The sequence below is a fragment of the Candidatus Methylobacter favarea genome, assembly GCF_902806695.1.
GTDB classification, from domain to species: domain Bacteria; phylum Pseudomonadota; class Gammaproteobacteria; order Methylococcales; family Methylomonadaceae; genus Methylobacter_B; species Methylobacter_B favarea.
Window position 1 is genome coordinate 1 of record NZ_CADCXN010000078.1, and the last position, 21,448, is coordinate 21,448.

General features: G+C 47.2%; 20 protein-coding genes and 1 pseudogene. 13 read left to right on the forward strand and 8 right to left on the reverse strand.

Annotation, left to right across the window (positions count from 1 at the left end; genetic code table 11):
- The first annotated feature begins 171 nt into the window (after positions 1 to 171).
- Positions 172 to 3,684: a DNA polymerase III subunit alpha gene (gene dnaE, locus HUX64_RS12220; RefSeq protein WP_174626513.1), complete on the forward strand. Its 3,513-nt coding sequence runs from the start codon at positions 172 to 174 to the stop codon at positions 3,682 to 3,684.
- Between the two features lie 71 nt (positions 3,685 to 3,755).
- Here the strand turns inward: dnaE and HUX64_RS12225 are convergent, their stop codons facing one another.
- On the reverse strand, positions 3,756 to 6,044 hold the full coding sequence (locus tag HUX64_RS12225) for an Rne/Rng family ribonuclease (RefSeq protein ID WP_174626514.1): 2,289 nt from the start codon (positions 6,042 to 6,044) through the stop codon (positions 3,756 to 3,758).
- A gap of 512 nt (positions 6,045 to 6,556) precedes the next feature.
- Here HUX64_RS12225 and rluC point away from each other — a divergent pair.
- The 6 genes from rluC to HUX64_RS12255 all read left to right on the forward strand — a co-directional run bounded on the left by rluC (position 6,557) and on the right by HUX64_RS12255 (position 11,623).
- The gene (gene rluC, locus HUX64_RS12230) at positions 6,557 to 7,510 is read left to right on the forward strand and encodes a 23S rRNA pseudouridine(955/2504/2580) synthase RluC (protein ID WP_425484261.1); all 954 of its coding nucleotides are present in this window, start codon (positions 6,557 to 6,559) and stop codon (positions 7,508 to 7,510) included.
- Complete coding sequence (locus tag HUX64_RS12235) at positions 7,494 to 8,147, forward strand: HAD family hydrolase (RefSeq protein ID WP_174626516.1); 654 nt, start codon at positions 7,494 to 7,496, stop codon at positions 8,145 to 8,147. The genes rluC and HUX64_RS12235 overlap by 17 nt, the downstream gene beginning before the upstream one ends.
- A 6-nt stretch (positions 8,148 to 8,153) precedes the next feature.
- The gene (locus HUX64_RS12240; RefSeq protein ID WP_174626517.1) at positions 8,154 to 9,131 is read left to right on the forward strand and encodes a S49 family peptidase; all 978 of its coding nucleotides are present in this window, start codon (positions 8,154 to 8,156) and stop codon (positions 9,129 to 9,131) included.
- Between the two features lie 122 nt (positions 9,132 to 9,253).
- Positions 9,254 to 9,511: a PepSY domain-containing protein gene (locus tag HUX64_RS12245; protein WP_174626518.1), complete on the forward strand. Its 258-nt coding sequence runs from the start codon at positions 9,254 to 9,256 to the stop codon at positions 9,509 to 9,511.
- Between the two features lie 30 nt (positions 9,512 to 9,541).
- Complete coding sequence (locus HUX64_RS12250) at positions 9,542 to 10,219, forward strand: response regulator transcription factor (protein ID WP_174626519.1); 678 nt, start codon at positions 9,542 to 9,544, stop codon at positions 10,217 to 10,219.
- 63 nt (positions 10,220 to 10,282) lie between these two features.
- Positions 10,283 to 11,623, forward strand: coding sequence for an ATP-binding protein (locus HUX64_RS12255; RefSeq protein ID WP_174626520.1), 1,341 nt, complete (start codon positions 10,283 to 10,285; stop codon positions 11,621 to 11,623).
- Here HUX64_RS12255 and HUX64_RS12260 read toward each other — a convergent pair.
- Positions 11,611 to 12,681 carry a hydrolase gene (locus HUX64_RS12260; RefSeq protein ID WP_174626521.1) on the reverse strand — a complete coding sequence of 357 codons (1,071 nt, stop codon included), beginning with the start codon at positions 12,679 to 12,681 and terminating at the stop codon, positions 11,611 to 11,613. The two genes, HUX64_RS12255 and HUX64_RS12260, sit on opposite strands and share 13 nt — an antisense overlap.
- A gap of 556 nt (positions 12,682 to 13,237) precedes the next feature.
- Between HUX64_RS12260 and HUX64_RS12265 the strand changes: the two genes are divergently transcribed.
- The 3 genes and pseudogenes from HUX64_RS12265 to HUX64_RS20455 form a co-directional block, all read left to right on the forward strand.
- Positions 13,238 to 13,708: a YbhB/YbcL family Raf kinase inhibitor-like protein gene (locus HUX64_RS12265; protein ID WP_425484262.1), complete on the forward strand. Its 471-nt coding sequence runs from the start codon at positions 13,238 to 13,240 to the stop codon at positions 13,706 to 13,708.
- A 121-nt stretch (positions 13,709 to 13,829) separates the two neighbouring features.
- The gene (locus HUX64_RS12270; RefSeq protein ID WP_174626523.1) at positions 13,830 to 14,264 is read left to right on the forward strand and encodes a secondary thiamine-phosphate synthase enzyme YjbQ; all 435 of its coding nucleotides are present in this window, start codon (positions 13,830 to 13,832) and stop codon (positions 14,262 to 14,264) included.
- 296 nt (positions 14,265 to 14,560) lie between these two features.
- Positions 14,561 to 15,369 (forward strand): annotated as a pseudogene (locus tag HUX64_RS20455) (IS982 family transposase); the annotation flags it as partial.
- Positions 15,370 to 15,603: 234 nt separating this feature from the next.
- On the opposite strand, the gene HUX64_RS12285 reads toward HUX64_RS20455, so the two are convergent.
- The gene (locus HUX64_RS12285) at positions 15,604 to 17,070 is read right to left on the reverse strand and encodes an undecaprenyl-phosphate glucose phosphotransferase (RefSeq protein ID WP_174626526.1); all 1,467 of its coding nucleotides are present in this window, start codon (positions 17,068 to 17,070) and stop codon (positions 15,604 to 15,606) included.
- Positions 17,071 to 17,353: 283 nt separating this feature from the next.
- Here HUX64_RS12285 and HUX64_RS19745 point away from each other — a divergent pair, with 283 nt between their 5' ends.
- Complete coding sequence (locus HUX64_RS19745; protein WP_246247009.1) at positions 17,354 to 17,917, forward strand: hypothetical protein; 564 nt, start codon at positions 17,354 to 17,356, stop codon at positions 17,915 to 17,917.
- Positions 17,918 to 18,084: 167 nt separating this feature from the next.
- A complete protein-coding gene (locus tag HUX64_RS12300; RefSeq protein WP_174626512.1) occupies positions 18,085 to 18,720 on the forward strand; it encodes a hypothetical protein in 636 nt (211 codons plus the stop codon).
- 110 nt (positions 18,721 to 18,830) lie between these two features.
- Here the strand turns inward: HUX64_RS12300 and HUX64_RS12305 are convergent, their stop codons facing one another.
- A complete protein-coding gene (locus HUX64_RS12305; protein ID WP_174626528.1) occupies positions 18,831 to 19,175 on the reverse strand; it encodes a DUF2956 domain-containing protein in 345 nt (114 codons plus the stop codon).
- Between the two features lie 193 nt (positions 19,176 to 19,368).
- Here HUX64_RS12305 and HUX64_RS12310 point away from each other — a divergent pair, with 193 nt between their 5' ends.
- A complete protein-coding gene (locus HUX64_RS12310; protein ID WP_217426517.1) occupies positions 19,369 to 19,539 on the forward strand; it encodes a hypothetical protein in 171 nt (56 codons plus the stop codon).
- A gap of 86 nt (positions 19,540 to 19,625) precedes the next feature.
- Here the strand turns inward: HUX64_RS12310 and HUX64_RS12315 are convergent, their stop codons facing one another.
- The 4 genes from HUX64_RS12315 to HUX64_RS12330 all read right to left on the reverse strand — a co-directional run bounded on the left by HUX64_RS12315 (position 19,626) and on the right by HUX64_RS12330 (position 21,400).
- Positions 19,626 to 19,772, reverse strand: coding sequence for a hypothetical protein (locus HUX64_RS12315; protein WP_174626529.1), 147 nt, complete (start codon positions 19,770 to 19,772; stop codon positions 19,626 to 19,628).
- 145 nt (positions 19,773 to 19,917) lie between these two features.
- Positions 19,918 to 20,370 carry an NUDIX domain-containing protein gene (locus tag HUX64_RS12320; RefSeq protein ID WP_174626530.1) on the reverse strand — a complete coding sequence of 151 codons (453 nt, stop codon included), beginning with the start codon at positions 20,368 to 20,370 and terminating at the stop codon, positions 19,918 to 19,920.
- A gap of 191 nt (positions 20,371 to 20,561) precedes the next feature.
- Entirely contained in the window at positions 20,562 to 20,951 is a 390-nt protein-coding gene (locus HUX64_RS12325) for a DUF427 domain-containing protein (protein ID WP_174626531.1), read from the reverse strand.
- 68 nt (positions 20,952 to 21,019) lie between these two features.
- On the reverse strand, positions 21,020 to 21,400 hold the full coding sequence (locus HUX64_RS12330; protein WP_174626532.1) for a VOC family protein: 381 nt from the start codon (positions 21,398 to 21,400) through the stop codon (positions 21,020 to 21,022).
- Positions 21,401 to 21,448 lie beyond the last annotated feature (48 nt).

The following is a 21,448-nucleotide window of genomic DNA, read 5'->3' on the forward strand; positions in this document are numbered from 1 at the left end:
TCGCGTCGTCTCAGTAAAGCCTACGAACGACTGACTCGCATCGACGAAGCTTGGATTTACATCGCCATGACTCGCATCATGGTGAATCGTTTGGCTTGACGCGATAATTTCCAAACAGCTTCTGAGATTAACAATACTTGCTTTCGTGATTCCAAATACTTTTCAATTTGCATGCATCCTGCGTTTGTTCATTTAAGGCTCCATACCGAATTCTCACTGGTTGACGGGATTGTAAAAATCAAACCCTTGGTTAAACGCCTGGCTGAATTGAATATGCCGGCTATTGCCATCACAGAATACGCTAATCTGTTTTCACTGGTAAAATTATATCGCGCTGCGCTGAGCCAGGGAATCAAGCCGATAGCCGGCGCTGACGTTTTGATATTCAATCCGGAAGAGCCTGCCGCACCCAACAAGCTGACTTTGCTGGTGAATAATAATGCCGGCTACATCACCTTGACTGAGTTGATCTCAAAAGCGTATCAGGAGGGGCAGCATCAGGGAATCCCGATGTTGAAACAGGCGTGGCTGGAGGAAAATCATGGCGGCTTGATAGCGCTATCCGGCGGTATCAATGGCGATATAGGCAAGGCGCTATTGGCGGAAAACAGGAATGCGGCCAAGCGACTGGCTGAGCAATGGAGTGAATTGTTTCAGCAAAGTTTTTATCTGGAATTACAGCGCACAGGCAAACCCGAAGAGGAACGCTATATTGCCGCCGCCGTTGATCTGGCTTTGGAAACCGGATTGCCGGTAGTGGCCACGAATGATGTCCGGTTTATTTATCAAAACGATTTTGCTGCGCATGATGTCCGGGTCTGCATCAACCAGGGGCGCGTGCTGGACGATAACCGCAGACCCAGGGATTATACTAATCAGCAGTATTTGCGCAGCGCTGAGGAAATGGTGGCGTTATTTGCCGATATCCCCGAAGCGCTGGAAAACACAGTGGAAATCGCCAGGCGCTGTAATTTGAATTTGACATTGGGAGAAAACTTTCTGCCGGATTTTCCGGTGCCGGCTGGCATGACGCTGAGTGAGTTAATGGTGGATGCTGCGGAAAGGGGCCTGGAACAGCGTCTGCAGCGTTATCCCGCGTTTGGCAAGGGATCGGATACGGAAAACCGTAAAGTGTACTATGAGCGGCTGGCTGCCGAATTACAGGTGATTACCCAAATGGGTTTTGCCGGTTATTTTATGATTGTGGCCGACTTTATTTTATGGGCCAAAAATAATCTGATTCCGGTTGGCCCTGGCCGCGGTTCAGGCGCAGGCTCACTAGTGGCGTATGCGCTTAAAATCACTGATCTTGATCCTATTGAATTTGATTTGCTGTTCGAGCGCTTTTTAAATCCAGAGCGCGTTTCCATGCCTGACTTTGATATTGACTTCTGCATGGACAGACGCGATGAAGTCATTGATTATGTCGCCGGTCATTATGGCCGCGACCATGTCGCGCAGATTATCACTTATGGTTCAATGGCGGCTAAAGCTGTCATACGCGATGTAGGCCGGGTATTGGGCTTTGCTTACGGCTTTGTCGACAGGCTGGCCAAGCTGATACCGTTCGAAATCGGCATGACCCTGGAGAAGGCATTAAAAGACAGCCAGGAGCTTAAGCAGCTTTACGAGAGCGAAGAAGAAGTTAAGACCTTGATCGATATGGCGCGCTCGCTTGAAGGGATTGTGCGAAACGCCGGGAAACATGCAGGCGGGGTGGTTATTTCCCCGACCAGATTAACAAATTTTACTCCTCTTTATTGCGAGCAGGGGGGCGGCAATCTGGTGACCCAGTTTGATAAGGATGATGTGGAAGCCGTCGGTCTTGTCAAATTCGACTTTTTGGGCTTGCGCACGCTAACCATTATTGATTGGGCGCTGCAAACCATTAATCATAAAAAACAGCAAACCGGCGAAGAGCCTATTGATATTGCTGCTATTCCCAGAGATGATGCGGCCTGCTATGAGTTATTGAAAAACGGCCAGACCACTGCCGTTTTTCAACTTGAATCCCGGGGCATGAAAGAGCTGATCAAAAAGCTTAAGCCGGACTGCTTTGACGATATTATTGCCCTGGTGGCGCTGTTTCGTCCCGGTCCTCTGGAATCAGGCATGGTCGATGATTACATTAATGTGAAGCATGGAGCAAAAGCGGAATACGCTCACCCTCTGCTTGAATCTATTTTAAAGCCGACCAATGGCGTGATTTTATATCAGGAACAGGTAATGCAAATTGCCCGCGAACTGGCCCAGTATACGCTGGGCGGAGCCGATATGCTGCGGCGCGCCATGGGTAAGAAAAAAGTGGAGGAAATGGCCAAACAGCGTGAAATTTTTACCTTGGGCGCAGTGGCTAATCAGATTGATGAAAAAACCGCCACCTATATTTTTGATTTAATGGAAAAATTTGCCGGCTATGGGTTCAATAAATCGCATTCGGCGGCGTATGCGCTGGTAGCCTATCAAACCGCCTGGCTGAAAGCTCATTATTCTGCGGCTTTTATGGCCGCAGTGCTGTCATCAGATATGGATAATACGGACAAAATTGTGGTATTAGTAGAGGAATGCCGGCAGATGAAGCTGGTGGTTTGTCCGCCTGATATCAATATATCCAATTATCGATTCACTGTTAATGATAATAATCATATTGTATACGGGCTGGGCGCCATCAAAGGTGTCGGACAGGCTGCTATCGAAGATATGCTCAAGGAAAGAGAGGAAAATGGCCGGTTTTCCGGTTTTTATAATCTAGCCAAGCGTGCCGATTTAAGAAAAGTTAACCGGCGGGTACTGGAAGCGTTAATCCGGGCGGGGGCTTTTGATCAATTTAATGAATGCCGGGCCAGTCATCTGGCTGAGCTGCCCACTGTCCTGAAAGTGGCTGAGCAGTACGGAAAAATGGCTCAGACCGGCCAGAATGACTTGTTTGGCTTAACAGCTAGCGCTGATGACAAGAGCGTCGATGAAAGTGCCTATTCCACTGTAGTTGAACCCTGGTCTGAAAATGAACGTCTGGCTGCGGAAAAAATAACCTTGGGCCTTTATCTCACCGGGCATCCGATTGACCAATATGAGCCCGAACTAAAACAGTTTACGCACGGGAAGATAGCGGCTTTGCTGGCGGAAGTGGAACGTTCGAAAGGCAAAATGGCAGCTCGTGTAGCCGGTTTGGTGGTAGAGATGCGCACCCGCCAGACGAAACAGGGTAAAAACATGGGTTTTGCTATGATTGATGACAGAACGGGAAGGCTTGAATGTGCCGCTTTTAGTGAAATTTACGACCAATACCGGGATATTTTTTGTCGCGATAATCTTTTGGTTGCCGAAGGTCCCTTGAGCTTTGATCATTATTCAGACACCCTGCGTTTAACAGTAGAAAAATTATATAGCATGGAACAGGCCCGCGAGGCCTTTGCCAGATGTATCCAATTAACCTGGAATGCTGCTGTTCCAGGCGCAACTGTAGAAAATGGCCGTGAGCCAGATTTATTCGTCAAAAAATTGAAGGCCATCCTCAAGCCTTTTAAAGGGGGCGCATGTCCTGTGAGCATTCATTATATTTCACAGTGTGCAAAAACAGCACTGCAGTTAGGCGATGGATGGCGTGTCTATCCTAGCGATGAATTGATCTCACGCTTAAGATCATTGGCAGGCTCTACAGCCGTAGAGGTTAAATACAGATGAAAGCCGAACAAGGTTCAAGATTAAAAGCACTGCCAGTTTTTTAATTCCTGAACCTGTATTCGATTGGACTATTAAGACTCCGTGCCGGTGTCCTGTTTTATTGGCACCACAACGCCTGCGGGCGACTCGGCAGCTGATTTTTTGGGCTCTGAATCGGGATTAATAGTGCTGACCTGGCCTGGCGTAGCAGCCAGAGGCCCAGTGCGCTCAGCTTGTTGTGTTCTTTCGGCAAAGTCATTGTCATAGGAGCGGGTCTGAACAGATCTGGATTCGCTGATAGATTCACTTGAAGTTTCATTTTCATTGGAATTATTTGCGTTAGTGTCCGCATCAGACTTTTTATAGTTGGGATTGCGGGGTCTTCTGCGATTCGGACCTCTTCTTGTGCTGCTTTTACCATTAGCCTGTTTCGGCTGAGCTTCTGCAAAAACCGCGATTTCAGCTTCGCTCATGGCACTGGTTTCGCGTGCTGTAACCGGCTCAACCTGCTCAATTTTCGGCGCAGGCAAATGCGCAGGATCAATATTGCGTCTGACATTTCTGCCCGGGCCTCTGGTATTGCGGTTAGGACGCTGTTCCTGGCCTCGTCTGATATTCCGGTTTCTATTTGCTTGACTTTCTGCAGCGGATCTGGTTTTTTCCGGGACTTGCGTTGCAATCTCTTTTTCTGCAGGTTCCGTGACAGGACCAATAAGCTTATGCCAGAAACGTTTAATCAGGCTGGCGGATTCATTTTTATTTTGCCACGGGGCAGGGGAATCAGGCAGGAATTCCTTGATTGCCGCTTGTTCGGGTCTTGGTTTTACTTGCTGGGCAAAATCCGGAATAGTAATGTCTTGCTCTTTAATTTGCTGGTAGCTGGGTTTTTCTTCAGCCGTATCTTTGTCCTTGAGTCGTTCAATGTCATAGGCCGGAGTTTCCAGATGCTTGCTGGGCAAAATGATAATGCCAACCTTCAGTCTGGACTCGATCTGTTCAATCGCATGACGTTTCTCATTCAACAGGAATGTCGCGCACTCAATGGGCAGATGGGCAATGACTTTTTCCGTGCCTTTCTTCATCGCTTCTTCTTCAAGAATCCGTAATACCGCGAGGGCGACGGATTCTACATTACGTATGCTGCCCTGGCCTTTACAGCGCGGACAGGGAAGCTGTGTGGAATCGCCCAGAGACGGACGCATTCTTTGCCTGGACATTTCCAGCAGGCCGAAACGCGAGATGCGGCTGGTCTGGATGCGGGCCCGGTCAATTTTGAGGGCATCGCGCAGATGATTTTCTACGGTGCGCTGGTTTTTATTGGACATCATATCGATGAAGTCAATAACAAACAGGCCTCCCAGGTCGCGCAATCTTAGCTGACGGGCAATTTCATCGGCGGCTTCCAGGTTGGTATTTAAGGCTGTTTCTTCAATATCACTGCCCTTGGTAGCGCGTGCAGAGTTAATGTCAATTGAAGTTAATGCCTCTGTATGGTCGATAACCAATGATCCGCCGGAAGGCAGGGAAACTTCACGGCCGTATGCTATTTCTATTTGCGATTCAATCTGATAACGGCTAAACAGGGGGACTGAGTCCTGATAGAGTTTGGCTTTGGGCAAAAAGTGCGGCATGACCTGTTTTAAGAAGTTCTGCACCAGTTTAAACGCGTCTTCGTTATCTATCAGAATCTCGTCAATATTGGCTCGCAGATGATCGCGCAAGGCTCTGAGGATCACATTGCTTTCCTGAAAAACAAGAAACGGGGCTGTTTGCTCGCAGGAAGAGCGTTCAATAGCTTCCCATAGCTGCATCAGGTAATTTAAATCCCATTGCAGTTCTTCGGCGTTCTTGCCGCAGCCGGCTGTTCTAACAATAAGCCCCATGCTGTCAGGAATCTCGAGCGTCGCCATAACTTCACGCAAGTCACTGCGGGTTTCTCCCTCGATTCGGCGCGAGATGCCTCCCGCTTTGGGATTGTTGGGCATGAGCACCAGGTAAGTGCCGGCCAGGCTGATATAGGTTGTTAAAGCGGCGCCTTTATTGCCACGTTCTTCTTTTTCAATCTGTACAACTATTTCCTGACCTTCTTTAATCAGGTCTTTTATGGCTGGACGGCGGCCTTCAGTATCGGCGTCCTCTTGAGGATAGTGGTAGGCGGGAGAAATTTCCTTAAAGGGTAAAAAGCCGTGTTTTTCAGCGCCATAATTGACAAATGCCGCTTCCAGACTGGGCTCTACGCGGGTAATAATGCCTTTATAGATATTGGACTTTTTTTGTTCTTTAGAAGGAACTTCTATGTCAAAATCATACAGTTTTTGACCGTCTACCAAAGCGACTCGCAGTTCTTCTGCCTGCGTAGCGTTGATAAGCATTCTTTTCATTTTGTATCCTTGTTGTGTCCTGCTCCAACTAGTAGATTTTACTGATCAGACTGGTTTTGGTCATAGTGCTGAGTTAGGTGTGTAAAACATAACGCTGAGCGATAATTTTAGCTAATAACTGCTTTCAGCTTGGTTTTTACGGTTGTTGTTCCGCTATCCGGATTCTGCCCGGCCTTCATCAACTGAAGACAATGATATTCAGAATATACAGATACTATGCAAAAAATTCCTTTTTCAGTCCTGATGGTAAATTCTGTCTTAAACAGGAGTTATAAATCGTTCGTCATGGGTCGAACGATAAACCCGAAAATCGTTACAATGAAGAGTACGCGGTGTTAAAAACCGCTGTTTTTCCCCTTCATCGAGTAGCTCCAGGCCAGTTTTGTTTCTGAAGCCGTGGAGTGAAAATATGTTTTTTATATTAAAACTTGTTTAATATAGCAATGTTATTGACTTACATCAATTTAAAGAATCAATCCTAAGAAGATGCTGGTATTATTCGCTGTATGAGTATGGAACAACACGTCGCCATACCCAAGGTTCAATTAATAGAAATTACCGAGGAAAATTGCGACCAGCGCTTGGATAATTTTTTAATCAGCCGTTTGAAGGGCGTGCCTAAAAGCCGTATTTACCGGCTTGTTCGTAAAGGTGAAGTGAGGGTCAACAAAGGGCGCGCCGATGTCAAATACCGGTTAATTGCCGGGGATATAGTCAGAATTCCTCCGCTAAGGCTAGCCGAAAGGTCGGAAAATTCATTTGTTGCCCAAGGATTGAAGGATGCGTTTCAACAAGATATCTTGTATGAAGATGAGGCTTTTTTAGTATTAAATAAGCCGGCCGGCTTTGCAGTTCACGGCGGCAGCGGTATTAATTCCGGTATTATCGAGGGGCTCAGGCTAGCAAGGCCGGATAGTCGATTTCTTGAACTGGTGCACCGGCTGGACAGGGACACCTCCGGCTGTTTGCTAATAGCAAAAAAGCGCAGCGCCTTGCGTAAATTGCATGAGCTTTTTCGCGATGACCAGATTAATAAAACTTACCTGGCCTTATTAGCCGGGCAATGGGCCAGAAAAAAACAGGTAGTAACAGCTCCCTTGCAAAAAAATGTCAGCAAAGGCGGCGAGCGAATGGTGGTAGTCAGTCAAGCGGGCAAGGAGGCTGAAACAGTTTTCCGGCGCTTGAAATTATTTCGCGAGGCGACACTGGTTGAAGCTTCGCCAAAAACCGGCCGTACTCATCAAATACGGGTGCATGCCGCGATTTTAGGCCATCCTATTGTCGGCGATGAGCGCTATGGATCGGCTGAGGTTAACCGGGTCTTTAAATCCAGAGGTTACAAACGCCTGTTTCTCCATGCTGAAAAATTAAAATTTCAGCATCCCGTTACCGCTGAGTTGCTGACAATTACAGCGGCTCTGCCTCAGCCTCTGGAAGATTTGTTACGGCATGAAGAACAGGTTTGATTTAATAATATTTGATTGGGACGGAACCCTGATCAATTCGATTGACTGGATTGTAAGCTGTCTGCAAAAATCCGCAGAACGCTGTAATTGCATGGTTCCTGAACACCAGGCGGCCAGAGATGTGATTGGTCTAAGCATTAAAAAGGCCATGCAAGCATTATTTCCGGGAACTGATGATGACATGCATGATCACTTGGTCGCCTGTTACAGCCGGGAATATTTATCGCGGCAAATCTGCAGAGATGATTTGTTTTCAGGGGTTTATGATATGCTGGTGCAACTTAAACAGACAGGATATCAGCTCGCCGTCGCTACCGGGAAAAACAGGACGGGGCTGCAAAAAGCCTTGCAGTCTACAGGAACAGAAGAACTGTTTTGTATTACCCGCTGCGCCGATGAAACCGCATCCAAACCCGATCCGAAAATGTTGCAGGAGATTATGCAGCATACGCATACTGCAAATGAACGGACTTTAATGGTGGGCGATTCCATACATGATTTGCAAATGGCGTTAAATGCACAAGTTTCAGCTATTGCGGTATCGTGTGGAGCGCATTCTGAACAATTATTGCACCAATATAATCCCCTGGTCTGTCTGCCCCAGACCGCGGACTTAATGAAAATTATTCAAGGTTAAAAACTAATGGAAAAGCAACAGGACAATCAGGTTAAATCGGATTTTTCTCATGAAGCCGGTTGGGAGCGCGCCGTTATTGAAAAACTGGTTTTAGCCACAGTAACGGAACAAACAAGAGCAAGGCGTTGGGGTATTTTTTTCAAATCGCTGCTTTTTATTTACCTTATAGGTATGGTAATTGTGGCCATGTACCCGAAGATCAGGCAGAGTCTTGGGGTTCAAAGTGCCAATCATACCGCGATAATCAAAATGGTGGGAATTATTGCGGAGGATAAAGAGGCCAATGCCGAAAATATCATTGAAAGCTTGAGAACGGCGGTAAAAGATAAATATACCAAAGGGATTATTTTGCATGCCAATTCACCCGGAGGCAGCCCCGTGCAAGCCTCTTATGTTTATGAAGAAATCAGAAAAACAAAAAAAGAGCATCCTGATTTGCCCATATACTCGGTCGTCAGCGATATGTGTGCCTCCGGCTGCTATTATATTGCTTCGGCAAGCGATAAGATTTTTGTCAATCACTCCAGCCTCATCGGCTCAATCGGCGTGATCATGGATGGCTTTGGCTTTGTCGAGAGTATGCAAAAATTGGGCATAGAGCGCCGGCTTATAACGGCTGGAGACCATAAAGCCCTGCTTGATCCTTTTTCTCCGCCTAAAGAAAGCGAAATCCGCTATATGCAGGGTTTACTGAACCAGGTTCATCAACAGTTTATAAAGGCTGTCAGGACAGGGCGCGGCGACCGGCTTAAAGAAACATCTGAACTTTTTTCCGGTCTGGTCTGGTCAGGCGAGGAAGGTATAAAGCTGGGCGTGGCTGATGGTTTTGGCAATGACGATTATGTGGCCAAGGAAATTATTGGCGCAGAAAGTCTGGTTGACTTTACCAGGGAGGAACAGTTGCTTGATAGAATAGCCGGCAAGCTCGGCTCAGCTTTTGGGCAATCTATCGGTAGCATAGTTCAAAGGTTTTCGCTGCGGTAACGGGTTCAGTCTTGATTCAGGCTGTTGGGTTAAAATTATCCTTTCCCTCTATTTTCCACATTAAGAAAGCGCAGGGATGCGCTTTTGCCAGTTAAGATTATAACTCAAGCTCCTGACCGCTTATGAAAAACCCGATTAAACTAGTTGTCCTGATGTTTTGGTTTTCGACTATCTGTGTTGCAGAAAGTAATATCCTGTTGACGCGCGTAAGCCTGGACCAGGCAACAAAACAAATAATCAGGGATAGTCATAAACGGGTACTGGGCGCTCATACCGAAATAATTGACGGCAAGGAAGTTCATGTCATTAAGGTTTTAACATCTGACGGGCGCATTCAGCATTATAAAATTGATGCCGAGACCGGTGCGGTAATTAGTTGAGCTGCTTAAAAAGGCAGATGCGAGAAAAGCATGCGTATTCTGGTTGTTGAAGATGAAGTAACACTCTGTGAGCAGATTCAGCAATATCTGGCTGATAAAGGCTTTGCAGTTGATATGGCGCATACCGGTCGTGATGGCTATTATATGGGCAAGGAATATCCGGTTGATGCCGCTGTCATCGATATTGGCCTTCCCGATTTTTCAGGTATCGAACTCATCAAGCGTCTCCGCAAAGACCGCATTACCATACCTATTTTAATTTTAACAGCCAGAAGCCGCTGGCAGGAAAAAGTCGAGGGACTTGAAGCCGGTGCCGATGATTATCTCGTTAAGCCCTTCCATTATGAAGAACTGCTGGCACGGCTTAATGCCTTGCTAAGACGGTCAGTGGGCAAAGCTCATCCGGTATTAACCCATGACAATATTGAACTGGATACTGTCGCCCAGGAAGTGTCGGTTTCAGGAGTTAAAATGGAATTAACCGCCTACGAATACAAGGTGCTGGAGTATTTAATGTTTCGCAAGGGCGAACTTATTTCAAAATCGGTATTGACCGCGCACATTTATGATGAGGACTTTGACCGCGACAGTAATGTTATTGAAGTTTTTATCGGCCGGTTAAGAAAAAAGCTGGACCCGGACGGCACCCGCAAGCCGATTGAAACATTGCGCGGCCGAGGTTATAGAATTCCTGTCGATCATCCTTGACCTCCTTTCATTATTGCTCAACTGATGGCTGACCGGCCATCCAGTTATACTGTGAATACCTGAATGCGAACTGATTCTTTAAGCTTTCGCTTGCTGGCTTCGGAAGGATTGGTGCTTGCGGCATTCTTCGCGCTTGTTTCCATGGTTCTGGAGCAGGGCTTTCGAGAAAGCGCTGAACAGGCATTAAAGGAACGCTTGCAGGTACAGGTCTATTCCCTTTTATCGGCCGCCGAATTGACTAATTCAGGTGAATTGAAAATGCCGGCCACCTTCCATGAACCCCGATTTGCAAATCCGGGCTCAGGTTTATACGCTTTTATTCAGCAAGCCAAGAAACTGGTTTGGCGTTCGCCGTCGGCAATAGGACTCGACGTCATTTCTCCCCCTCAACTGAGCGCCGGCAATGCTGAATTTCTGCTCGAAAAACATAACCGTTATGCGCTTCATTATGATGTAATCTGGCAAAATATAGCGGGAATGGAACGGGAATATATCTTCACAGTGGCCGAGGATGCCGAGTTTGTAAGCGATCAGGTCGAGCGCTTTGAAGAAATATTAAGATTCTGGCTGCTGGTGATTGGGGTGGTGTTGATTTTTATCCAGTTTTCGCTATTGCGCTGGAGTTTAAAGCCACTTCGGATTATCGTAAAAGACCTTGAAGCTATAGAAAAAGGGGAAAAAACCCGTCTCGATGGCTATTATGCAACTGAATTGCAGGGTCTTGCCGGTAATCTTAATGCCTTAATCAGCAGCGAACGGGCGCACCTGGAACGCTATCGCAATACTCTGGCTGATCTGGCTCACAGTTTAAAAACGCCTCTGGCGATACTGCGCGGCTGTATTGAAGCTTTCAGCAGTAATAAAGCAACGGCAGAGGAACAGATCTCGCGGATGAATAAAATTGTTGAATACCAATTGCAGCGCGCTGCCGCAAAAGGCGAGCATAAGGCAATCCGGACAGTGGATATGGCTACTGTTATTCATAAAATAGTCGCTTCCCTTAACAAGGTTTATAGCAATAAAAAAATAGCTTTCGATGTTGCTGCGCCGGAGCAAAGCCTGATCTATTGTGAAGAAGGCGATCTTTATGAAATAGCCGGCAATTTAATGGACAACGCCTGTAAATGGTGCCAGGGTAAGGTAAAAGTCAGGATTTCCCTGAATGAACGAAAAGATCGGCGTCAATTTTCCCTGCTGCTGCAGATTGAAGATGACGGGCCCGGAATTCCCGTAGACAAACTGGCAGGAATTCTGAAAAGAGGCGTCCGCGCTGATGAAAATATTCATGGCCACGGTATTGGCATGGCAGTCGTATATGAATTAACCGGACTGCTGGGCGGTAAACTGGAAGGAGGCAAAAGTAAGGAACTGGGCGGAATGTGCTGGAGCGTCTATTTGCCGTAATGCTTAAGTTTGTTTAGCGCTTCCGGTTTTTTATATAGCTTCGAAGATATCGACTCTGGCGAGGCTAGATTTACCTGTTGTTTTAAAAATTCAGGAATACGCTGCTCTAGCCAATAGTGAGGCTTAAACGGTATTTGGCCGGCAACAAATCCCACATGTCCTCCGCCGGAAGTAATTTCCAGATCAACACAGGCAGACAATTCATCCGGATCAGGAAGCACATCCTGCGTCATAAAAGGATCATCCCGTGCCTGAATTACTAATGTCGGGACTGCTATTGATTTTAGAAATTGCCTTGAACTTGAGCGCTGATAATAGTCGTGTACATTTTTAAAGCCATGTAATTTAGCCACCACCCGATCATCATATTGCCAAAATGAGTTAATTTTGGACAAGTCGCCTAATTGCCTGATTTTTTCCGCTTCATGGACATTATCAAGCTTTTCCAGATGATGCAGCTTTAACTGGATGTAGCGCTTTAATTCCCGAAGTAAATTGTCGCGATAGAGCCTGGAAAAACCTGCATCCAGTTTTGACGCGCAGGTATTTAAAACCAAAGGAACAGAAACGGCGATGGCGGCAAAAAGCGCCAGCTTACTGCCTTGTTCTCCTAACCACTTCAATAACACATTGCCGCCTAATGAAAAACCTACCGCCGCTATAGGGGTATCGGGTTCCCGTTCACGCAGTGTTTGATACAGAAAATGAATATCTTCCGTATCTCCTGAATGATAGCATTTCGCGAGGTGGTTAGATTCACCGCTGCAGCCGCGAAAATTTAAAGTGATGCTGCGAAAGCCCTGTTCGAGTAATTTTAACTGTAAGCCTGTGATGTAGCCTGATTGAGAACTTCCTGTCAAGCCATGCAATAAAATGATTAAAGGCTGCCCGCTTTCGCCATACCAGTCTACATCGATAAAATCCTTGTCGGGTGTTATTAGCCGTTCACGCTTTAATTCAGGGAGTGATAGTTTTTTTCGCAATAAGGCAGAATACATGGTTTGTAAATGGCCATTGTTTAACCACCATGCCGGCTTAAATGTTGTTTGAATTAACATAGTTCCTGTTATTTCCTCCTGTTCAGTTGATGGGCCTGGAATACAGCAGAATAATTTTTATTGGTACAGTATATTGACTTGATCATACCGGTTATTTTACAACGTTACCCCGGGAATTATCCTGACTGAAATAACGACAGTAATGAATTAAAAGATAATGCTTGCCGGCGTCCAGAGTTAAATTTATTGTTAGCCAGGCTGGTAATAATTAAGTCAGCTTGTATTTTGTCGTCATTCAGGCAGGGAGTCACGTCAGATTTTTTCGGGTCAATGCAAATCTGTTTCGGGCGGATCGGTGCCTGTATCCAGGCTATAGGAATGCGTTAACCTGCCTGCTTGTTTAATGTCAGGTACTTGTTATATAGTTTAAACAGGTTCTATGTCAGTATCTGAATGTACTTTAATATGGCCTTTACAATTCTGCAGTGACTTTTGCAACCCAGGGGGTACCCCTATGAATTCAGACGCCAATAAACACATTGTTTCCCGGCTAATCTTTTTGATTTTCAGCTGCTTTTATATTTCAGCTGGCTTATCCGCTGAAGGAGAACCCGCCATGACCTTGATTCTCAAATCACCCGCCTTTGTTCACCAGGGAGAAATACCTAAAATATTTACTTGCGATGGAGCGGATAAATCACCTCCTTTAAGCTGGTCCGGGCTTCCGCAAGACACTAAAAGCCTGGTGTTAATTGTCGATGATCCCGATGCGCCCGATCCTGCCGCCCCCAAAATGACCTGGGTGCACTGGCTGCTTTATAATATTCCGCCGAGGGTTACGGAATTGCCAAAAGCTGTTGCCGCCAGGGCTTTGCCAGCTGGCACTCAACAAGGCAAAAATGACTGGAAACGGACCGGCTATGGCGGACCTTGCCCGCCTATCGGCCGGCACCGTTATTTTCATAAACTTTACGCTCTTGATATTGAATTACCGGACCTGCGTCAGCCCGATAAAAGCCAGCTTGAAAAAGCCATGACTGGACATGTTATCGATCAGGCAGAACTCGTGGGAACCTACCAGCGTTAGTCAATGATACTGCTTTGAAGGGGATTAAAGCGGGCGGAGCTACATGAGCAGGCTAGAGGTTATTGGGTACAGATAGCTGATGGTGAATGCCGCGGCAACAATAAAATTGCAGGTTTAATGAATGTGGGTACAAAAAGAATTTTTATTATTGCCCAGAAATAGGGGCTTTCATCTCGTTACCGATGAAATAGTAACTGTTATTCCAGAGCTAAGCTCCGTAAAACACGGATTGCTGCACCTGTTTATCAAGCATACTTCGGCATCCTTATCGATTAATGAAAACGCCGACCCGACAGTGCGCCAGGACCTGGAAAGCCACTTCAATAAGTTTGTGCCGGAAAGAGCCCCTTATTACCGGCACGACTATGAAGGTGATGACGATATGCCCGCCCACATAAAAAATTGCCTTATTGGTTGCAGTGTCAGTATTCCAGTTACGGACGGCGTTTTGAATTTGGGTATCTGGCAAGGTATTTATTTATGCGAGCACCGCAATCAGGCGGGGAAAAGGCGTATTGTAGCCACTCTCTACGGACAATCTCGCTCTGACGAATAAAGCAGCTCGGGTTTCCAGCCTGCCTTTCCTGCCTTTAAAGGGGCTTTGTAGTCCGTGTCGCTGGCTTGTTATTAAGCGTTGCGGCAGGGCCGGTTATTACTTTTTCAGCAAGCATACAAAAGTCCGCCATCCTTTCTGGGCTCGGCCGGCTCTGGGCACAACATAAGCCGCAAAACGAGTCTATAGTTTTCTTATTATTTAACGTCAATTCGGGGTAAGAAAAGCGGGTAGTTTTTATGGTAAAAACAGGAAAATAGTAACTCCGACATCAAATTTTTCCGCAAAGAACCTGCCCTATGAAATTAACACAATTGTTCTGTGATGTAGATGACTTTTGTCGGATTTTCATTTCAATATGGCAAAAAAATCAAATTCCTAACGGTGACAAGAAACGCAATCGTCCTCATGGCATGAGCTTTAGTAAAATGATTACCCTGCTGGTGTATTATCATCAATCAGCTTACCGAACTTATAAGGGGTTTTATCCAAATCCTGTTCGCAGGCTCTGGCTTTCGGCCTTTCCTAACTTGCTGAATTTTAATCGGTTTGTCGAGCTTATCCAGGAAATCACGGGGCCGTCGCCCGCGTTCATGAAAAGCCGCTGTGGTACTTTGCAAGTATCGCCTTTTTCGACTCTATGCCTGTGCGTCTGTAAAAACAGGCGCATTCCGAGATCTAAGATCTTTGTTGACGAGGCTGGCCGAGGAAAAAAATAATAGACGGGTTGACATTATGGATAAATGTCCCTCATCGTCGATGGTCATGGCGAAATCTTGTCATTTTGCCCCACACCCGGCAATATTGATGACAGAACCCTCGTCCCAAAGTTGACACGTCTTGATTGGCAAGCTGTTCGAAGACCGGGGTTACAGTTGTAAAGAATTAGCCCAATTGCCGGCCGACCAGGATGTTCAATTGATTACCACCTTGAAAAAGAACATGAAAGCTCAGTCTATCGACGCCTTTGATAAGTTAATGCGGCGTAAATGCAGCATTATTGATCCTCAATAATCAGCTGAAAAACATTTTTCACCTCGAACACTCGCACCCTCGCTCTGTACTCAATTATCTGTCGAGCATCGCGGCCTGTCCGGTTGTGTACCCTTAGCAGGATAGAAAACCTGCTCTTTATTTACCGCAGACGGAGTTATTGCCCTTTATGAAGGCTCTTAAACCAAACTGAGGTTAGGACTAAGTTTGTCTCAGTTTGCTCATATTTGAAATTTGCCTCAATAATATGGAGGGCAGGGCAGAAATATTGAATATTTAAATCAACCCATAGCGCGTGCCGGCAGAATATATTAATCCTTATTAGCCGGTGCTAATTAGCTAGTTCATTTCAATACGCCTGATTACCAGAAAAACCTTTAAAAATAGTAATAAAAATAATTTTAATATCCAGCCATAACGACCACTGTTTAATGTATTCAAGGTCATGATGTATTCTTGCTTCCATTTTATCCAGGGTGTCCGTTTCGCCTCGGAAGCCACTAATTTGCGCCTGACCGGTAATTCCGGGCTTTACTTTGTGACGCAGCATGTAGCCTTGAATACGTTTGCGGTAATGTTCGTTATGGGCAACTGCATGGGGTCTGGGGCCGACCACCGACATTTGCCCCTGCAAAACGTTAAAAAACTGGGGCAGTTCGTCTAATGAAGTTTTGCGCAAAAAGGCGCCGAAAGGGGTAACGCGGGAATCATTGAAAGTTGCTTGCTTTATATTGTCGCCGTTTTCGCACACAGCCATAGTGCGAAATTTTAAAACGGCGATATTTTCACCGTTGATGCCATAGCGTGTTTGCTTAAAGATTACCGGTCCTGATGAGGTTAATTTAATACCGATAGCGATGATTAACATCGGTAAACTGATCAAGGGTAAAATAATAGCGCACAATAACAGGTCTTCGATGCGTTTGAGTAGCCCATCAAACGCGGTAAAAGGTGTATCAAATACACTAACGACGGGAATGCCCTGTACATTGCTCCATTTCGACTGAATCAGATTGAAAGTGAAAAAATCGGGTACGATATTAACGGAGACGGTACTGTCAGCCAGTTTGCTAATCATGTCACTGACGCGTTTTTCAGCACACAATGGCAAGGTAATATAAACATGATCAATCTTGCCCAGTTGAGCGTCCTGCAGCAGTTCAGTGAATTTTCCCACAGCTTGAAATTTCAGATTGTTGCTGTTAGGCGGGCGTCGATCAGGCTCATCTATTCGATTAAGATCAAGCCGACGATTGGCAGTATGGGTCCTATCATCATAATAGCCCTTGAAATTATAACCAAGCCAGGGCATCTGCGAGATTGCAGTTTCTAAACGTTTACCTAAATGATTGGCGCCGAGTATGGCATATGTCCTGGAATTTAAGCCGTGCCTGCGCAGAAATGCTAAAACTAATCTTCTGATGGTATGGGTCAGTATGATTAATGCCGGAACTAAAAGCAGAAAAAGCTCTATGCTGTTTTCGGCATGGAGATAGCTATAGGGGTTGCCGAATAAAAATATACTGATAAATATAAGCATAAAAGCGGCCATCCATGACACAAGAATACGCACAGCTTTATCAAATATCGGTTCGCCGCGCCAGCCTTGATAAATATCATTGTATTCAGAAAAAATGCCGAATAATATTATGCAGCCTATGCCCGATAATAAATAATCCTGGCTAATGGGGATGCCATAATAATTCATCGAAATATACAAGGAAACTAATATCAAGCCGCTATCGAAGGCGCGGCTTAACGCATTTAATGCGGAATAAGAGGGTCGAATAAGGCTCAGTGATCTTTCCTGATTCATTAAGGTTTGTAGTCCAGTTTGGAAGTATGCATTAGGATATATGTTCAGGGGCAGGTATTAATTACTATATCATAAGCGCTATAAACTTCAGGCTGATAAAAAGTTGGTTGTTAAATTTTAATAGAGCATATCAATTGTTTGTGGCAATAAAAGACTTCAGGTAAATTTCCAAATTGATCCTTTCAAAGTAAGGAAAGATGAGCTTCTTGCCAAAATATAATGGGCCGTAACTAAACCATAGGGTCAAGAAATTTTTGTTCTAGAGTATTTTCAGATTATATTAATGGAAACTTCACGCGCCTGGATTCGTCCGCCTGAATTCGTCGAAGGGTTCTTTGCTGAAGGAGATATCTCAATGCCTAAAGCCTATTCGATGGATTTACGGAAGCGAGTGACCGGGGGCCTGCGACCAGGGATAGCCCATCGCCCAGATAGCGAAGCGACTCACGGTGAGCGAATCTTTCGTCGAAAAGTTGCAGCAACGGCGGCGAGAGCGCGGTACGCTAGAACCCAAACCCCACGCCAGCAGCGCTATCCCACGCCCCTGACGAATGCTGTGCACGCTGTTGACGGCGCGCCCCATCTCACGCTGGAAGGGTTGCGGGAGAAGCTGGGGGTGAAGGTTCACCTCTCCACACTTGGGTATCGCCTGGAACGCCTCGGCCTGACGTTCAAAAAAACACCAAGAGCATCCGAGCAAGCGCGCGAGGACCTGCGCGTCCGGAGCTACGCCTGGCGGGAGACGCAACCGATGCTGGATCCAGCCCGGCTCGTGTTTCTGGCACTCTACGCCTTTACCGTTTTTGGCTACATGACAAACACTCGCGACTTTTTTCATTGGTCGTGATTGCTGTGAATGATGACGCTGAAGTTGCGGGGTCCAAAGAAATTGCCGCGTTGCGAGCTGAAGTGATCGCTCTGCGAGACCTGATCCACGACCTGATATCGAGAGCGCCGCCATACGAGTGAAGCATGGTTCTTTGAAGTGATGGGCCTCTTGATGACGGCCTTTGCATGCCAAACCTGTTGGCGGTGGATAATTATCGGGCCAATTTACTCAAGGCGAAAGCCGCCAGAAAACCGAAGACTGTAATAAGACCGGCAAAGTCGTGGACTGTCTCAAAGGCTTCCGGATTCATCGTATCCGTCAACATAGCCAGAATCGCTCCGGCGGCGACCGCGGGGGTGGCTGCTGCGTATGGCGATGGTAACGGTCAGGCAATGCGAATCGTACGCTTGCGCCGCAACGTCGGCAAGCATGGCTGGTGCGGAAAGCCCATGGCCCTGACGGTCCAGGAGTGCGAAGCCATGCTCAAGGCCTGCCGGGATAACAAGGTCAAGCTGGCGATCGGCTATCGCATGCAGCATGAGCCCAATTTGCAGCCGTCCCCTACAACAAGGATGCGAAGGACTGCTCCTGCTGGTGAACCTGGCGTTGGCGATGTATTGGCCAATGTCGTGCTTCGGCCAGCCGGATTTATCGCCACAGTGCCGGGCACCAGCCTATATATCATCGTACTTCCCGCCACCGCCATCAATGCAATATATCCAGAGCACGAAACCTTTGAAGACCTGGCAGAGATTGCCATTATCAGGCCGGCGAAATTCACATTCACCAGACCACTAGGTGTTTATAGTTATCCTCCTTAAACCGGCCAGCGGTTTCAAATTTGCTGCCGGCATCCGTCTCACGTTTCCGCCTGTGGAGTCTGGGGTCCGGCATCAAGCGGCATGTCCCTCCCGGTTCCGGCAAGGGATGTTTATGAGCCTCGGGAAACGAAAAAATAAACAGCCCAGCCCAGCCAGCTTAAACCCAGCAGCAGCCAAGGCAGCCAATGTTGCCGGAAAACGATTCGCTCCAGGGTTTCCTGATCCTCCGATTCGGCAAAGTGCTGCGGCTGGCTGGATGCTCTCTTGAGCTTCCTGTTCAACTCCCTGGCCCTTTCCTTTTGCTGCTTTTTATAAAGCGCAATGCCTTTTTCAATGCCCTGGGCTATCAGTTTAGTTTCTTTCTTGGTTTGCGCGGGGCGCTGCGTTGCCTTGGCGATTTTCAGCGCTTCCGTCTGGGTTTCCAGTGACGGCTTTTGATAAACATTTTTGGCCATGTTATGTGTTCCTGTTGCGGGTTTTTATAATTCTGCCACGCAGTCCGGGCTTTTGTAACCCCGGCCGCAACGTTTATCGACTGCCGGCTAATGTTTAAACGCTAGAGGAATCTTACGCGGCGAACCGAATCAAATGCAATAACAGCCGTTTCCGAATAATAAAGCAGTGGGAGGAATTAGGAGCAAGCAGGTTTTGACTGAGTGGATATTTCCCCGCATGGTGGAACTGAGCAGGACTTTCCATCGCTATCCGGAGCTGGCGTTTGAGGAGGAGAAAGCCGCTTTGGTCATCATGGAGGAACTGCGGCGGCTGGCTATTCCTTTCGACTACGGCGGGGTAGGCGGCATTGTCGGCAGGTGGTAAATCGTTTTCGCAACAAACGCCCGGGCAATCGTGGGGCGGTCTTGGGGCGGGCGATTTGGCAAGCCTCCTCGGCAGGAATAAATGAATTACTCGATGCGTATGATTTCCAGGGTGGTGATCCAGGCTTGTTGTTTCTTGGTCAATGGCCCCGGTTCTTCGGCTAGCCAAGGGAATAATGAGCTTGGTATGTTAAGCCATGTTTGTGATAAAGTTTCGTTTAAGCTGTTCATCATATTGATACTTATTGGTTTTTGGTCAATTCGATTCTATCATTTGGAACAGGTTTTTTTCATTTTTAGCCAGTCTGGCTGCTAATTACCTAGCTTTAAAGGGTTTTGCAAGATCCTCATCAGTTTATAATGGACTTGTTTGAGTTGCCTAAAACCCGGCAGGATTGTCACGTAGCGGCGCCGCTTGTCCGGTTTCACGGTAGTGTTTATAGTCGGCCAGTACCTGGGCATGATCGAACGCCAAAGGCTCGGGCAGCTCATTCAGGCTGAACAGCCGGCAGTTTTTCGCGTCATCTGCGGCTACCGGGGTGCCGGCCGCCTCGGCTACATACACGGCCGTCACGGTATGGCCGCGGGCATCGCGGGCCGGATCGGAATAGATCCCAAGCAAGGCTTTCAATTGCACCATTAACCCGACTTCTTCCTGGGCCTCGCGCACGGCGGCCTGCTCGACCATTTCACCCACATCGACAAAGCCGCCCGGAATTGCCCAGCCGTAGGGCGGATAAGCACGCTCAATCAATACTATGGGCCGGTCATGGACATCAGTCAGCTCAATAATGATATCAGCAGTCAACAAGGGGGTAATGGGTTTAGGCATAACGTCCTCCTAAAAAGGCGACAGGGCGGTTCAATAGCCCGAATAGACAGATTATATCCTGATCATAACCATGTTTTTTTAGTGAGCCAAGCCATTGTAACCGATTCAGTGCATAAACACCCTTGCCTCACTAAAGCTAAGGGTCTGGTTGAAGTTTTGCACGGCAGAGAAACCGCAGTACAGGCAAGCCGTTACTCTTGATACCCCAACTCGATATGAATGTCCGGAAATTTGTCGTCATAGAAGGCTAGCCGGTCCTTCAGTTCACGATGCTCTTCATAGGGCTCCTCATAGGTCCACACCGCATCCTCGAATTTTTTATCGCCAAGATTAAGATGGTAGTAATGTGCGGCGCCTTTGAACGGGCATTTTGTCGTGGCAGGCGATTGCTCCAGTTTATCCATCCTGACGTCGGAGCGAGGAAAATAATAGCGGGACGGACAGTGGTCTTCGTCGACTTTGATCACATCGTTCGACTCGGTGACAACTTCATCGTTGATCTCAACCTGAACTCTCTGATCAAGGTGCTGTTCCTGGACTTTATGCTCAGGCCATTGTTGATGGCCGGGGGATTTGCTCATACTGACCTCCTGAAGTGAGGGTGTTAGTAACGACACTGGTTAAAGGATCGCGGCAAGAACTCGTCTGTCTAGCCGCTGCCGTAAGGACGGGTGAGAATTTCAAGCAGATGACCATCGGGATCTTTAAAGTACAGCCCGCGGCCGCCATCGCCGTGATTAATCTCGCCGGGCCGATGCCGGCCGGGATCGGCCCAGTATTCAAGCCCGCGCTCGCGGAGTCGGGCGAAAATCATGTCGAAATCATCTTCACTTATCAGGAACGCATAGTGCTGCATCGCGATCTCGCCTTCAGTCGCGTCGAAGTCGAGTGAAACGCCGTTGCTGAGCTCAACGACGAGAAACGGTCCGAAGGGTTTGGCTGGCGGCAGCCCGAGGATTTCGGTCAGGAAGGTAGCTGATCTATGCCGGTCGCGGCACCAGACAATGGTATGATTGAGTTGTACGCTCATGGAGGGAGGCTCCCTGAATTCGGCTCTGTTAGCAATGTGACCACGGTC

Excerpts from the sequence above, each read along its gene's own strand:
- HUX64_RS12325 (WP_174626531.1), bottom strand. The coding sequence starts at position 20,951 with ATGAGCAAATCCCCCGGCCATCAACAATGGCCTGAGCATAAAGTCCAG.
- HUX64_RS12240 (WP_174626517.1), top strand. The coding sequence starts at position 8,154 with ATGGAAAAGCAACAGGACAATCAGGTTAAATCGGATTTTTCTCATGAA.
- HUX64_RS12285 (WP_174626526.1), bottom strand. The coding sequence starts at position 17,070 with ATGAATCAGGAAAGATCACTGAGCCTTATTCGACCCTCTTATTCCGCA.
- HUX64_RS12300 (WP_174626512.1), top strand. The coding sequence starts at position 18,085 with ATGCCAAACCTGTTGGCGGTGGATAATTATCGGGCCAATTTACTCAAG.
- HUX64_RS12245 (WP_174626518.1), top strand. The coding sequence starts at position 9,254 with ATGAAAAACCCGATTAAACTAGTTGTCCTGATGTTTTGGTTTTCGACT.
- HUX64_RS12235 (WP_174626516.1), top strand. The coding sequence starts at position 7,494 with ATGAAGAACAGGTTTGATTTAATAATATTTGATTGGGACGGAACCCTG.
- HUX64_RS12320 (WP_174626530.1), bottom strand. The coding sequence starts at position 20,370 with ATGCCTAAACCCATTACCCCCTTGTTGACTGCTGATATCATTATTGAG.
- HUX64_RS12225 (WP_174626514.1), bottom strand. The coding sequence starts at position 6,044 with ATGAAAAGAATGCTTATCAACGCTACGCAGGCAGAAGAACTGCGAGTC.
- HUX64_RS19745 (WP_246247009.1), top strand. The coding sequence starts at position 17,354 with ATGGAAACTTCACGCGCCTGGATTCGTCCGCCTGAATTCGTCGAAGGG.
- HUX64_RS12260 (WP_174626521.1), bottom strand. The coding sequence starts at position 12,681 with ATGTTAATTCAAACAACATTTAAGCCGGCATGGTGGTTAAACAATGGC.
- HUX64_RS12270 (WP_174626523.1), top strand. The coding sequence starts at position 13,830 with ATGTGGGTACAAAAAGAATTTTTATTATTGCCCAGAAATAGGGGCTTT.
- HUX64_RS12250 (WP_174626519.1), top strand. The coding sequence starts at position 9,542 with ATGCGTATTCTGGTTGTTGAAGATGAAGTAACACTCTGTGAGCAGATT.
- dnaE (WP_174626513.1), top strand. The coding sequence starts at position 172 with ATGCATCCTGCGTTTGTTCATTTAAGGCTCCATACCGAATTCTCACTG.
- HUX64_RS12265 (WP_425484262.1), top strand. The coding sequence starts at position 13,238 with ATGACCTTGATTCTCAAATCACCCGCCTTTGTTCACCAGGGAGAAATA.
- HUX64_RS12330 (WP_174626532.1), bottom strand. The coding sequence starts at position 21,400 with ATGAGCGTACAACTCAATCATACCATTGTCTGGTGCCGCGACCGGCAT.
- rluC (WP_425484261.1), top strand. The coding sequence starts at position 6,557 with ATGGAACAACACGTCGCCATACCCAAGGTTCAATTAATAGAAATTACC.
- HUX64_RS12255 (WP_174626520.1), top strand. The coding sequence starts at position 10,283 with ATGCGAACTGATTCTTTAAGCTTTCGCTTGCTGGCTTCGGAAGGATTG.
- HUX64_RS12305 (WP_174626528.1), bottom strand. The coding sequence starts at position 19,175 with ATGGCCAAAAATGTTTATCAAAAGCCGTCACTGGAAACCCAGACGGAA.
- HUX64_RS12315 (WP_174626529.1), bottom strand. The coding sequence starts at position 19,772 with ATGATGAACAGCTTAAACGAAACTTTATCACAAACATGGCTTAACATA.